We start from the raw sequence: 14520 nt of genomic DNA, 5'->3' as shown, positions 1-14520 counted from the left end.
ATTGAAGTCGAGTGCATAATTGCGCAATGATAGCATGCACCCTTGCGCCATTTTCGTGCGGCTCGCTAAGCTAAATTGATACCTGCACTTGCGTATGATGTGCTAAGAAGTAGGCAATCGCGGCTTCTGGTGGTAAGGCTTTAGAAAAATAAAAACCTTGGCAAAGCTCGCATCCTGCTTCTCTCAGTACCAGTAATTCATCCAGCGTTTCTACACCTTCCGCTACCACACTTAAATTCATCGCGGCGGCGAGTGCGACGATACTATTGATAATCGGATTATTTGGTTTACTACCACGACTTCCTTTGACAAAGGTACGATCAATTTTGATCACGTCTAGTGTGAGTTGATGCAGGTAATTTAATGAGGAATAGCCAGTGCCAAAATCATCGAGCAATATCCGTACATGATTTTTTTGCAGAATTTGAATATTGTTCTGGGCAATCGCGAATTTATCAATCACTGCCCGTTCGGTAATTTCTATCCCTAAAGTGTGCGGTGCGATTTGAAACTCGTCGAGTAGGGCTAATACGGTACTGATAAATTCTGCACTGGCAAAATGGCGCCCCGAAATATTCACACTGACTTTGGGTGACAAGCCGGTTTGTTGGCGCCAGATCGTCATTTGCTGCAAGGCCTGACGTAATACGTAACGATCAATTTTTTCGATTAGGCGATGTTTCTCAGCGTAGTCGATAAATTCATTCGGTGCGATCCATGACTTGGTCGGATGCTGCCAACGTATTAGTGCCTCGAAGCCAACGGCTATGCCAGATTTGACATCGATTACGGGTTGGTAATGCAATACAAATTGTTCCTCCGTCAACGCAATTTGTATATCTTCACCCAATACCAGATCTCGCACATTCGCGCGATCAAGCAAAGGATCGTAGAGCTGGTAATGTCCTCTGCCTGCTGCTTTCGCCTGATACATTGCCGCATCGGCACGCCGGATAATTTCGATCGCGGTGATTGAGCTATCGTTGGTGTAAGCGATTCCTATGCTGGTGGAACATGCAATCATGACTTCATTTGCAGCCAACGGTTCTTGCAATGCCTGAATTATTCGCTTGGCTAACTGAATCGCTGTTTCTTGGCTGTCTATGTCTTCTAAGAACAGGGCGAATTCGTCTCCACCAAGGCGAGCCACGGTGTCAAGTTGACGAGTTTGCTCCGACAGTAAGTGGGCAAATTGGGTTAGTAAAGCATCCCCGACCGCATGCCCGTAGCGATCGTTGACTGATTTAAACAGATCGACATCCATATACAAAACAGCGCAAATCCGTTGATCTTGGCGCTCTTGTTTTTTCAAGGCATGCGACACTCGGTCAAGAAACAGGGTCCGATTTGCCAAGCCAGTTAAGGCATCGTGTAAAGCTAAGTGCTGTAATTTTTTTTCTGTGACTTTACGCTTCAAAAGATTCGATACATGGCGCGATACAAAGCTAAGCAACTCTTTATCTTTCTCCATATACGACACTAAAGGTGAATAGGTTTGTACCACCAAGGCACCCTTGAGATCGTCTCCAGCATGGATTGGCACACCTAACCACGATTCCGCGAGGGTTCCCAAGAGTTCAAAATCACCACGCTGCGAACGTTCGATGATGTCTTGGCGACTTAGTAAAAGTGAAGAGTTATTGAAAATGACCCAAGCGGACATGCCTCGCATTTCGGTATCAACCGGCCCAATATCGGCAGCAAGGTTGGGATGTCTTTCATCGACAAAATAAGGAAATTCGATGCGTCGGGTTTCTTCATTATAGACGGCGACGAAGAAAGACTTGGCGTAGAGAAGTTCAGTAATTAAATGATGAATTTTTTCATATACCTTGAAAAAATTTTCGTCTTCGTAGGTCAGCGCGGCGATATTAAACAAAACGCTCTGCAATTTTTTTGCGTACTCTAATTCACTGATCGATGATTCCAGTTGTTGAATTAAATTGGTCTGCGCTAATTTGGCGGCGACCATCGATGTGACCGCCGTGAGAATTTTGATGTGTTCAGCAGTATAAAAATTCTTTGCCAAATTTTCGCTGTCAATGACACCAATTAATTGGTCTGCATAAATAATCGGTATGGCCAATTCCGAACCTGATTGCTGCATATCGACGACGTAGCTGTCGTCGATACTGACATCATTGACGACGATAGTTTCGCGTTTTAAGGCTGCGCGTCCGACGATACCCTCACCCAAACGCAGGTGGAGCGCGTTGTTGACAGCACCTTGCTCCATAGTTTTGTGGCCAAACGCAGATTGTTGAACTAATAGCTGACTATTCGCATCCCATAGGTAAATAACACAGTCGTCAAACCCCATTTGCCCCACCACTTCATTCGTGGCGTACCACAATACGTCTTCTTTGGTGCGCAGTCTCAATAAAGCGATCGCAAACTCACTGAGGATATTGAGTAAAGAATTACGCTCGCGAAGAATGGCAATTTCGTATTCGTGATTGTCGCTGATTGACGGCTTATTAGGCATAGCAGTTGGTTTGATTGGTGATGTCAGCTAAATTGATTAGGAATACATCTAGAAATAGGCCTAGACATCTTGAGTCGTTATTGTAGTCGTGAAAGACTAGCGACAGACAGCATACTTAATTGTGCGGGAATTTTGCCCTAGCGTTGTAAAAAAATAGATAAATGGAATACAAAACAACAAACTTGCGATCGCAAGGCAAAAAAAGCAAAGCGCGGCTTACCGGGCTTTGCTTAGAAGGGGCAGGAATCGAAAGAGTTATCGCTAATGTCGTAGTGGCTTAATGCGAAAATTCCTTTTCGTGTAACCACGCGGCATGGTGGACTGTGCGTTTGCTTGCCGTCCAATCAGCCAACATTTGTGGTGCGATGTCATTGAGTGTTTTTAGCATCTCTGGCGTCGACGTGTTGGCTGCCAATTCGATTCGATGTCCATTGGGATCGTTGAAGTAAATCGATTGAAATAACTCATGATTCGTCGGGCCTATCACCTCTAGTCCTAAGCTTTCCAAATGCGTCTTGGCTTCCAGCAGACTATCCAGACTATCGACTTTGAACGCTAAATGCTGAACCCAAGATGGCGTATTCGGATCACGCCCCATCGGCGGTGAGTTGGGGATTTCAAAAAATGCCAATACATTGCCGTTACCTGCATCCAAGAAGACGTGCATGTAAGGATTTTCTTCTTTAGTAGAGGGAACACGATCTTCGGAAATCGCCAGCATAAAATCCATGCCCAGCGTTTTTTGATAAAACTCGACTGTTTCCTTGGTGTCGCGGCAGCGATATGCGACATGATGTACGCCCTGCATTGCAAATGCCATGTTAGTTCTCCCTAAATTAAATAACGCCGCGACGTTCTTGATCTTTTTCTATGGAACGGAACAAGGCACCAAAATTACCTTCACCAAAACTCAGATTGTTTTCGCGTTGGATGATTTCGATAAAGATCGGTCCGATAATATTCTTGGTGAAGATTTGCAGTAAATAGCCGTCGTCGTCACCATCGACCAAGACCTGATGCTGGGCAATACGCTTGTGATCTTGGCGCACGTAAGGCACGCGTTGGAATACGTCTTGATAGTATTCGTCGTCGATATCCAAAGTCTCGATTTCACTACCTTCGAGTTGATCGAGTGAATGCAAAATGTCTTTGGTCAGGAAAGCCAAATGCTGCACGCCTGGGCCATTGTAATCGCGCAGATATTCTGCGATCTGATCTTGTTCATTTTTTGGCTGATTGATAGGAATGCAGAAACTACCGTCAGGTGAGCGCAGCGCATAGCTAGTCAAACCGGTTTTCGCGCCTTGAATGTCAAAATAGCGCACTTCGGTGAAACCAAAAATACCTTTGTAGAAATCCGCCCACTTTTCTTGTTCGCCAAATGGGACATTATTGGTCAAATGATCGACCGTCAAGAAGCCCTTCTCTGGCTGAATTAGCGGTGATGCTAAAGCTTGAAAATCACGTTCGTAAATGGATGTGCCGCTAGAACTTGGCTCGATGAAATAGATCAGGCTGTCACCGATGCCATACACCGCTGGATAGGCATGATCTTTGTCGGCGTCAGCAACCGCACGAGCGCCGCGTTTCACGGCTTCTGTTAAGGCGAATGCCGCATTGTCAACGCGCCAGCCCATAGAGCAAATGGATGGACCGTGTTTTTTCGCGAATTCGGCGGAATTGCCCTGACGTTCGCTATTGATCAAAAAATGGATGTCGTTCTGACGGAAGTAGCTAATCGCTTTGGACGGGTGTTGGCGTAATTTAGAAAAGCCGAAAGCCCAAAAGAGTTTTTCCAAATGTTCGGCGGAAGGTCCGCAGAATTCAGTAAATTCAATACCGCGCAGATTCAAAGGATTTGCTTGTGTCATCGTCAGTCTCCAGAGGAATTATCATCACCAACACCATGTCGGTGAACTTTGTGCTTACTGTAATCAAGACACATCAACAAAAAAAGCGTAATATTTCGCACAACATCATCGAAAATTTAGATTGAGATTCTGATTTAATCATGAGCTTAGACCTTAACTTTATGCTGGCACTCGATACCGTCGTACGCGAGGGAAGCGTTGCCAAAGCCGCTCTGCGTCTGCATCGCGCGCAGTCCGCGATCAGTTATCAAATCAAGCAATTAGAACAACAGCTAGGATTGGCGCTGCTCGATCGTGATGGTTATCGCGTGAAATTGACTTCGGCTGGGGAAGTGATTTTGTCTGAGGGACGCCGCTTATTGATACAGGCAAATCAATTAGAAGCTCTCGCACGTGAACTCAATCAAGAATGGGAAGCGAAGCTGTTGGTGATTGTCGATGGAATTTTGCCCTTACAGGCGATCTTGAAAGCCTTGAAGCAATTGGCTGACGAAGGCGCACCTACGCGCGTGCAGGTCAAAGTCGAGTTTCTGCAGGGCGTACAACATCGTTTTGAATCCGATAAGGCCGATCTGATGATTGTCAAAGATTACGTCCCGCATCCGCATTTGCATGCAGAAACCCTAACCGAAATTGAATGCGTCTTGTGTGTAGCACCAAGTCATCCATTGGCAGACATGAAGGCGGTGAGTTTGGCGCAATTGCAGGCGCATACCGAGTTGTCAGTGCAGGATTCTAGCCAAAGCGGTAATGATGAGCATATTTTTGGTAGTGAACGGGTGTTTTATCTAGATGGATTTTTCGCCAAAAAAGAAGCCTTATTGATGGGGCTAGGCTATGGTTGGATGCCTATCTTCTTAGTGAAAGCCGAGCTTAAAAAGAAGCAATTAGTCGAAGTGCAGTTTGTCGAAAACTCACGTTATCGCTTTATTCCACGCATGGTGCATCATCGCGATCAAACTTTGGGACGAGCTGGCAGACGGTTGGCTGAGCTGCTCCGAGCGGAGCCACTTGGATAAAAAAAACGGCAGCGTGAAGCTGCCGTAAACACATGTCCGTTACCGGATAAAAATGATCTAGGCCAATTTAGTGTTTGACCACCTTGACTGATTTATTCACTTTAGACGAATCGATATAAGCAATGGCACCTGGGGTGTTGGCAACAAATTTTAAAATCTCGTCATCGCTGCTTAGTTCCTTTGGTGGCTTGGCACCACCCGTGAAAATTTGACGCGCCCATTGCGCTTTGAGTTGTGAGGGATTTTTCTTCAGGAATTTATTCCCGAATTCTTCCCGAACCGCTCCTTCTTTTTGATCTATCGGTGTCGCTTCAGATCCATTCGAAAAAGTCTTGGTTTGTCCGAGAAAAATTTTGGCAATTTGTTCTTCGTCAATGCCAGCGGCATTTGCCGGATTGATGATCACCACGACATCTGCCATTGCCAGCGGTGCCATGCCTAAACAACTGGCGCACAAAAAGACTTTCCTGAAGAATTTTTTAGAAAAGATAGCCATGATCATCTCTCCTCAAAAAGTAAAATCGTAGGATACGGTTGCTAATTTGCGCGTGTTATCTGTGCCGTTTAAAAAATCCCAACGGCTGCGATCTAGTTGAAATTTTAAGGCACTGTTGTCGCTGAGCTGATAGCGCAGACTGATACCAACATTTCTATCGACTTCCTCGGGCTTACCGGTAGAGCCATAGGCATTCAGACGGCTCACTGTGAACATAGGGAGAAAATTACCGAAGCGATAGCCAGCACCAATCAGGTATCCACGGTAGCTGCCACGAGCGGGAGCGGCATTCACTCTAGAGAACTCGCTGCGTACCACGAATTCATCACGATCGACATTCAAGGAGAGTGAAGAGTAAGTTTGGGGTGACGATTTACCAAACACAGCAGGATCGGGAGAGAACTGTTCAAGTCCATTAGGCCCTAAGCGTAATCGACGTTGTTTGGACTTATTGACGGCGGCACGCATGGTAAACCAATCGCGGTTCAGTTCGAGATCAACGCCATACATATTGTCCCATTCCACATCGACTCGTGAGGGGTCACTAAGTTTGGCGATCGGGACTTCTTTAGAATGTTCTTGACCGAAGTAGACCGTCGATTTCACTGCCCATCCACTGATGTCGTCGCGATATGTCAGATTGGCGCCGTTATAATTCACGACGGGCCAGCCATATACATCAGGCGGTACGCGTGCCCAGTTGTAGGCAAAGGCGACGTCCTGAAAATCAGAGTAAAAGAACAGTGGTAAGCGTTTACGACCCACTTGCAAGGTGAACTTAGGACTGAGGTTATAGCTGAAGTAAGCTTGCTCAACGGCGAGATCAGCATCACCAGCAGCATGTCTGGCCATCAACTGCCCGGTAAAAGAAAAATCATCATTGAAACTGAGATTACCTTGCAAACCTAGGCGTGATTCTGGCTTGAATGACCAACGTGATTCATACACGCTGCCATGAGAATAATCCGCGATATAGCATGGACATTTCCATTTGCTATTGTCAGGGAAGCCAACTTCTAAACCAGTTGCACTAAAAACTTTGCCCGCGGTCAAATTGCCGAAACCGGAGTACGTAAAATCTACAGCTTGACTCACTCCGGTTATGCTAACAAAACCCAATAAGGCAATTGCACGACATAGACCAACTGCTTTCAATTTACCCATTTCATGCTCCTTCAGTGAGGGTTGCAAATCATTGAGACCCGAGCGTCTGCGGAACGCGCTCTAGGCAGGCTGTATTGATGCTGTGTGATCTTAGTATAGACTTGCGCCTGTGAGGATGTGTGCCGTGGCGCAAGTTTTTGTGGGGTAAGATACTAAAAAGCAACGTTTGCGTAATTTTTTAGCATTTAACATTGATGGCACTCATGCAGGTGCATGAGATATTAATATGAAACTATTAGTACAACGAAGAGGCGCAGAGCAAGGCTGCACTCACACTCTGAATGGAAAATTAAGCATGGTATTTTATGAAGTCAACGTCACTGTCCGTCCAGATCTTCGCTCCTCTTTCATGACCTATATGCGTGAAAAACATATTCCTGAGATTTGGGAAACCCGATGTTTCCAGCACATACATTTTGATGAGGCGGGTGACAATGTTTTCAGGACTTGCTATCAAGCAGCGACAACTGCTGATTATCAGCGCTATCTGGATCAATACGCCAGCGCCATGCGAGCCGATTTCTTACAGCATTTTCCGGACGGTTGTGCAGTGAGTCGTCAAGTTTGGACTGGCATACAGTCTTGGGGACATTGACGGGAGCTCAACGCCCCCGAGAAGCTCACTGGCAAATGATCTAAACGAGTTCGTGGACTTAGAGCTGCCAAGAAAATTTGGTAAATAATTCGCTTTGTTGGCGTCTGGCGACCAAGCCTGGGGTGTTTGTATCAGTGATTGTCCAGCCTAAATAAATCGCACTCCCTACGCCCGCATGATGGGTGTACACAAAGGAACCGACTTTACGAGTGCTTTGTGCTGCAACAGTCTGAGTATAGGCGCGTGGATCACGCGTGGTACGGGCATTTTGCAAAATTATCCTGATGGTATCTTTCGCGCTTAGGTGCAAAATACTATTCAACTGCATTGCCGTTTCGGTATAGGTACGGTCTTGCGTGGCACTGTTTCCTCGCGCTGAGCTACGATTAATCCAATTGCTGGCGATACTAGGTTCTAGCTCCAATCGGTCGATTGGTCTGAGTTTTGCACTCATCGTCATGGAACCGCCGCGACCTAAGCGATTGGCCTGAATGTCGATGACATCCCCAAACGTGAAATCACTGGCGATCCTAGCGACCCGCTTACCTGGACTAGCAGCGATGCCGCCAGCGATTCGTCCTATGCTAAACAGTTCGCCGTCTTGATTAACCCGGTTGCGCACGGATGGACTGATGTTCATATAAGCGGAACTGTCATACGGGCCGGCAACTCTGACGCCGGGCGCTAGGATTTTCGACAATACTTGTCCTGTGCTATCGACTTTATATTCGGTACTGATGTAGGTATTGAATTCATTTAAGAAGCCAGTGCGGCCAAATTTTCTGGTGAGTTCGGCGTTGATACTGCGAAATCCTACCTGCGAGAAGAAACCGTTGTCGGCACGAAAATCTTTGCTGAAATCGCGTATTGTGGCCGATATTCCCCACACATCATTACCACGTGAATAATCAAAATAGGCGGCATGACCGTTGGTGGTGGCACCACGTTTTAAATTGCCCGTTGCATCAAGCTGCGCGTTGCTCGAGCTCATTAATAGCTGCGCGCGCATCAACTGATTTCTATCGATTTGCCATATGAAATCAGGTCCGGCCACTCGGTTATAGCCGTGACCCTCAGCGTACTGGCGGTCAGTGAGCACGCCACCGACGGCGAGTGATCCAAAGCGGAAATTTGCCCTAGCGTCAGTCGCTGTTGATGCCACAGGACTGGTGGCGTAAGCGGTGAAATACGTCTGCGGTATCAACACTAACGCCCCGGCAGTATCGCGACTACTCAAGATACTGAAATCTTTATCAGCGTCACGTTGCGTGTAGCGTATACCCAAATCGGGATTGGCAATCGTACGCGTGCTGATGGCATTTAATGGCGTGCGAAAGATGTCCGCACCTTCCAAAAAGAAGGGGCGTTTTTCTTGTACGAAAATGCCGAAGCGCGTATTGCCAGACAATTGTGGTGAATCCAGTTCTATCTGTGAAAAGTCAGGATTTAAGGTCGCATCGATCGTGATGGCAGAGCTGGGACGGAATTTTAAATCCAAGCTCAAATCGCGCGAGCTATTACTCTGTTTAGGCTTGCCATCCACTTCGTCTTGCCCCCGTCGCGCCACCAATTGCGGCGTGGCGTTCCAACTCATACCAGATGGCAAATGCTGCATTCCTTCTATCGGATTGGAATAACATAAATTGCAGCTGGTTGCGCGGGTGACTGCACCGCTGTACATACGATAGCGTTGATCTCGCGTCATATTCCTAAGCACTAATAAGCTCCAAGGAGTGCTGGAGTGCTTATCATAAGCAATCGACGCAAAAGGAATTTTATATTCAGCACTCCAACCACCCTCAAAGCGGGCGGTGCTGACTGAGAACTCATAATCGGGAGCAGTATCGTCGCCGCTGGTATCGCTATAGATACCATCCATGACAGCGCCGCGTGCATTGACATAGAAGACTTGAGCCGCTTTGTGACCACTGCTGGGATCGAGATACAGCGCAAAAAAATCCTGATCGATACTGATTTTGTCGCGACGGGCAAATGAATCACGAATCTGACTAGGGTCATTGTCAAAGCCAACTACGCCAACATAGAGAAAACTTTCGTCATACAAAACTTTGACTTCAGTGCGTAAATGCGCGGCGACATTATCGTAGGGCTGGGTTTGATAGAAGTCGCGGTGTGCAGTCACTGCACTCCAGGCGGCATCCTCGAGTTTGCCATCCAGCTTGATCGTTTCGTTTTTTTGTAATTGTTTGGCACGAAATTCTGCCTGCGCAACACCACTAAAGAGCAAGGCGCTCATGCAAAAAACAGAAAGAACATTCATAAGCTGATTAAAATTAATAATTGAGATAAGAGATACTAAACTTAGTAAGCTCTTGAGAGGATGTTCTTAGAACAGAGGAATGGTGTTTAGTTCAAAATAGCAATAAAAAAAGACTGCCGAGGCAGTCTTTTTAAAGTTGATTCTAAACGGTGAAGATTAGAATGAGTGCAATACACCAACTGTAGTACGCGTTGCTGTCTTATTGCCAGCACCGATGAACAAGCCCAATTCTTGGTCTTTAGTCGCTTTAGAATCTGCTTTAGCGTAAGAGAAAGAACCGTAGAAGGCTGTACGCTTGCTCAAAGCATATTTAGCAACACCAACGAATTGGTCTGCTTTACCTTTGACATCGCCAGAGCGACGGTTAGCGTAGTAAGCTGCTGTCAATGTTGTTTGTGGAGCGACTGCATAGTCAACACCAACGCCGAGCACACTGATATTACGGCCGGTTGTGTTCAATTCGTTTTCAGCGTAAGTCACTTTTACTGTGAAATCACTATTAACAACAAACTTCGCACCGCCTGTGTAAGAACGCAATGTCGAACTATTTGTCGCGTCTTTCAATTGGCTATAGGAGAAAACTGCTGTCAAACCATTTTGGCTGAAGCCAGCAGAAGCACCCATGTATGAGCTAGCAGATGCATCGCCAGTTTTTTCACCGAAACCATACATTGCGCCGAAATTGATGCCGCCCAATACGGATGGGAATGCATATTTCACAGAATTGTTTTGGCGTGTTGGAGAAGTAACACCAACGCTAGTACCGTGAGTACCGAACAAACCAACGTTGTTCAATGCGCCCAAAGCGATGTTTGGGTTAGTGCCAACGTGGGCTACGTTCAATGGATCCACTTGAACCAATGTGTCGTATGCCAAATTAGTTTGACGACCAACGTTGACTGTACCGAAGTCACCAGACAAACCAACAGATGCATTGCGGTCAAATAAATTACCTGCTGTACCTGTGTCAACGTTCAAAGAGCTTTCTAAGTTGAAATTTGCTTTCAAACCATTGCCCAGATCTTCAGTGCCTTTCAGGCCCCAACGGGAAGAAGACAAATTGCTAGCATCCAGTGACCATTTTTTGCCGCCAGTAGCGGATTGGTTAGTCATGTGAGATGTAGATGCATCGATTACACCATATAACACAACAGATGATTGTGCAGAAGCTGCGGATGCAAATGCACCCAATACTGCGAAAGCGATAAGTGATTTTTTCATCGAAAAACTCTCCAAAGGTTAATAAATCTTTTTTATGGATTGATGGGGGGCAATTACCCTACATCAATCTAAATTCTCGTCTCTTGTAAGTGTCAAATACTCAAAAACCATGACAACTTCTTGCCTCGTATGCTAAGTGCGATTGGAACAAATTGCACCGTTTTGGGCAAAGAGAATTGCGCTATTATAGAACATATTCAAATTTTATGTGGCATTGCAACAACAAAGCACCAAAAACGCTCAAAAAAACTGTCATCAGTATAATTTTTCTGTTAACGCAAAACCTTGTCTTAACACAAGGTTTTACGCTTAATTTTGCCACTAAGTACATTACAATTGATCTTCTTTCGCTATTTTCATCCTGCACCATGTTTATTAAAACTACTGATCAATTGTTGATTAATTTTGACCGTGCCCTACGCGTCATCTCAGGGCAGGCGCGCGCTTCCCGTCGTAATCCTGGCAATACCTGTGAAGACGCCAGCTTATCCGAGACAGAGCAAAAACATAGCGCCGGGTTGATGCGAGTGAATCATGTGGGTGAAATTTGCGCGCAAGCCTTGTACGACTCGCAAGCGGTTTTTTCTAAATCGGAAGATGTGAAACGACAATTTGCCCGTTCTAGCATTGAAGAAGAAGATCACTTAGCTTGGACTGCTGAACGTCTACAGCAGCTTAATTCCCATCCTAGTGTGCTCAATCCTATCTGGTATGTTGGTGCTTACGCATGTGGCTTGATTGCCGGGCGCTGCGGTGATGCTATCAGTCTGGGTTTTGTGGTGGAAACTGAGAAACAAGTCGAAGCCCATCTCGCAAGTCATCTGAAAGAACTACCGGCACAAGACGAAAAATCGCGCGCCATTGTTGAGCAAATGCGCTTAGATGAAATTGCACATGGCGCAGCGGCGGGAGAATTAGGTGCTGTTGACTTACCCGCGCCAGTCAAAGTCCTGATGCAAGCGATGGCAAAAGTGATGACGACCACGGCTTATCGTATCTAGGTGACATTACTAGCATGACGCTGATGAAATCGGCAAATCGCTGCAGATTTCATCACTTGCGCATCAACATTTCTCTAACTTCGCAATACTCAAATCGAGTAATTTCATTCCGAATTTGCCAAAATTGATATGCGCACGCGCGTTGCTGCCGCTACCTTCGATATTCACAATTACGCCTTCACCAAACTTCGCATGAGCGACGTTTTCGCCTATCCGCCAACCGCTCGTTACCTGATGTTTGGTCAAATGTTGGGCGATCGCATTGGCACCAGATTCGGGTGCATCGTCCCATGCTGATTTGGGGCGCGCGAACCAAGTTGGTTGAATCTTCGGTGATAGCCATTTCAATGATGCTTCTGGCATTTCATCGAAGAAGCGTGAGCGCATGTTGTAACGTGTTTGTCCATGCAACATCCGTGTTTGCGAAAAGGTCATATACAATCGTTGACGCGCGCGCGTGATTGCGACATACATTAATCGTCGTTCTTCTTCCACGCCCGATTCTTCCTGACTACTATTTTCGTGCGGGAATAAGCCTTCTTCCAAACCACCGATGAAGACCGCATCAAACTCTAAGCCTTTGGCCGCATGTACTGTCATCAATTGCAAAGCATCTTGCCCGACTTGCGCCTGATTATCACCGGCTTCTAAAGAAGCATGTGACAGGAACGCTGACAAGGGTGACATCACGGTTGGTAAGGCTGCATCAGCATCGATAATCTCTACCCCTTGATCGTTCGCAATCAAGCTACTTGCAGGTCTGGAGGCGGGACCTGCCAACGCAGGCGCATTGTGTCCGAAACCTTCTTCGGACACGAACAGGGTTGCCGCATTCACCAATTGTTCCAAGTTTTCTATACGATCTGCGCCTTCTTTTTCGGTCTGATAATGCGTGAGCAAAGTGCTGATATCTAATACCACCTGCACCATTTCTGGCAAAGGCAAATTCTGCGTTTCAAAACGCGCGCCTTCTATCAGCTTGACGAAATTGCCTAAGGAAGAACCAGCTTTGCCAGCCACATATGGCACCGCAGCATACAGTGAAATATTGTATTGTCGGGCGGCGTCTTGTAATTGCTCAATTGATCGAGCGCCAATCCCACGGGTAGGGAAATTCACCACACGTAAAAATGCTGAATCGTTGTGCGGATTGTCCATTAGCTGCAAATAGGCAATCGCGTGTTTCACTTCGGCTCGATCGAAGTAACGCTGACCTCCATAAACTCGATACGGCACATTCGCTGAAAACAAAGCATGTTCAATTACGCGTGACTGCGCATTCGAACGATACAGAATCGCAATCTGACTGCGCTCCAAACCCTCGCGAATCAGATTTTTTGCTTCTTCAGTGATCCATTGCGCTTCTTGTATATCGCTGCTGGCTTCAAAGATTCTGACCAACTCACCATGTCCGGCATCAGTCCGTAAATTTTTACCCAGGCGTTTGCTATTGTGCTCAATCAAGGCGTTCGCGGTATCCAGAATATGACCATGGGAACGATAATTTTGTTCCAGCTTAATCAAATTTTCTACGCGAAATTCTTTTTCAAACGCCGACATGTTGCCGACATTCGCACCACGGAAAGCATAGATACTTTGATCATCGTCGCCAACCGCAAACACCGCACCATGCGTGCCCGCCATCAACTTTAACCACTTGTATTGCAGATCATTGGTATCTTGAAACTCGTCGACCAAGATATGCTTAAAGCGTGACTGATAGTGTTCGCGTAATGGTTGATTACGACTGAGTAACTCGTAAGTGCGCAACAAGAGTTCGGCAAAATCGACTACACCTTCGCGCTGACATTGCAGATCGTAGAGATCATACAAAGCCACCATTTTTCGATTGAAATCATCATAGGCATCGACTGCCGCTGCGCGCAAACCCTGATCTTTGGCGCTATTGATGAAGTACATCAAGGTCTTAGGCGGATACTTTTCATCATCAATATTATTCGCCTTTAACAGACGTTTAATAAATGAAAGCTGATCGCCGGAATCTAAAATTTGAAAGGTCTGCGGCAAGCCCGCATCGCGATGATGCGCGCGCAATAAACGATTACATAGGCCGTGAAACGTCCCTATCCACATACCACGCGTATTGATCGGTAACATTGCCGATAAACGCGTCAGCATTTCTTTTGCCGATTTATTGGTAAAGGTCACCGCTAGCACGCCATTGGGCGAGATCTGTCCGGTTTGTATTAACCAAGCGATACGCGTTGTCAGTACGCGAGTTTTGCCGGAGCCAGCGCCAGCCAAAATTAAGGCAGATTGAGCAGGTAGCGTGACGGCAGCGAGCTGCTCTGGATTGAGATTATGTAGGAGATTTTGCATCCCGATATTATACGGGAGTGTTTAGATTGAAAAACTGATGAGATCGA

The 14520-nt window shown here is 46.3% G+C and carries 11 protein-coding genes; 3 read left to right on the top strand and 8 right to left on the bottom strand.

Annotated features, from left to right (window positions below):
* Positions 1-70 precede the first annotated feature (70 nt).
* The 3 genes from H8K52_RS13320 to hppD all read right to left on the bottom strand — a co-directional run bounded on the left by H8K52_RS13320 (position 71) and on the right by hppD (position 4356).
* The gene (locus H8K52_RS13320) at positions 71-2485 is read right to left on the bottom strand and encodes an EAL domain-containing protein (RefSeq protein ID WP_186923403.1); all 2415 of its coding nucleotides are present in this window, start codon (positions 2483-2485) and stop codon (positions 71-73) included.
* Between the two features lie 277 nt (positions 2486-2762).
* Complete coding sequence (locus H8K52_RS13315; protein ID WP_186923402.1) at positions 2763-3305, bottom strand: VOC family protein; 543 nt, start codon at positions 3303-3305, stop codon at positions 2763-2765.
* Between the two features lie 16 nt (positions 3306-3321).
* Positions 3322-4356 (bottom strand): 4-hydroxyphenylpyruvate dioxygenase, encoded by a 1035-nt coding sequence (hppD, locus tag H8K52_RS13310; RefSeq protein ID WP_186923401.1) that lies wholly within the window; start codon positions 4354-4356, stop codon positions 3322-3324.
* A 140-nt stretch (positions 4357-4496) separates the two neighbouring features.
* Here hppD and H8K52_RS13305 point away from each other — a divergent pair, with 140 nt between their 5' ends.
* On the top strand, positions 4497-5375 hold the full coding sequence (locus H8K52_RS13305; RefSeq protein ID WP_186923400.1) for a LysR family transcriptional regulator: 879 nt from the start codon (positions 4497-4499) through the stop codon (positions 5373-5375).
* 67 nt (positions 5376-5442) lie between these two features.
* Here H8K52_RS13305 and H8K52_RS13300 read toward each other — a convergent pair whose 3' ends face one another.
* Both H8K52_RS13300 and H8K52_RS13295 read right to left on the bottom strand, forming a co-directional pair.
* Entirely contained in the window at positions 5443-5871 is a 429-nt protein-coding gene (locus tag H8K52_RS13300; protein WP_246464524.1) for a type 2 periplasmic-binding domain-containing protein, read from the bottom strand.
* Positions 5872-5883: 12 nt separating this feature from the next.
* Entirely contained in the window at positions 5884-7035 is a 1152-nt protein-coding gene (locus tag H8K52_RS13295; RefSeq protein WP_186923399.1) for a porin, read from the bottom strand.
* Positions 7036-7261: 226 nt separating this feature from the next.
* Here H8K52_RS13295 and H8K52_RS13290 point away from each other — a divergent pair, with 226 nt between their 5' ends.
* On the top strand, positions 7262-7630 hold the full coding sequence (locus tag H8K52_RS13290; protein WP_186923398.1) for a DUF4286 family protein: 369 nt from the start codon (positions 7262-7264) through the stop codon (positions 7628-7630).
* Positions 7631-7688: 58 nt separating this feature from the next.
* Here the strand turns inward: H8K52_RS13290 and H8K52_RS13285 are convergent, their stop codons facing one another.
* Positions 7689-9911: a carbohydrate binding family 9 domain-containing protein gene (locus H8K52_RS13285; protein ID WP_186923397.1), complete on the bottom strand. Its 2223-nt coding sequence runs from the start codon at positions 9909-9911 to the stop codon at positions 7689-7691.
* 156 nt (positions 9912-10067) lie between these two features.
* Entirely contained in the window at positions 10068-11132 is a 1065-nt protein-coding gene (locus H8K52_RS13280) for a porin (RefSeq protein ID WP_186923396.1), read from the bottom strand.
* A gap of 374 nt (positions 11133-11506) precedes the next feature.
* Between H8K52_RS13280 and coq7 the strand changes: the two genes are divergently transcribed.
* Positions 11507-12133, top strand: coding sequence for a 2-polyprenyl-3-methyl-6-methoxy-1,4-benzoquinone monooxygenase (gene coq7 / locus H8K52_RS13275; protein ID WP_186923455.1), 627 nt, complete (start codon positions 11507-11509; stop codon positions 12131-12133).
* Between the two features lie 63 nt (positions 12134-12196).
* Here coq7 and H8K52_RS13270 read toward each other — a convergent pair whose 3' ends face one another.
* Complete coding sequence (locus H8K52_RS13270; RefSeq protein WP_186923395.1) at positions 12197-14473, bottom strand: UvrD-helicase domain-containing protein; 2277 nt, start codon at positions 14471-14473, stop codon at positions 12197-12199.
* Positions 14474-14520 lie beyond the last annotated feature (47 nt).

This window comes from Affinundibacterium seohonense, from assembly GCF_014284305.1.
Classification (GTDB): Bacteria; Pseudomonadota; Gammaproteobacteria; order Burkholderiales; family Burkholderiaceae_D; genus Undibacterium; species Undibacterium seohonense.
This window is presented reverse-complemented; position numbering and strand designations above follow the sequence as displayed.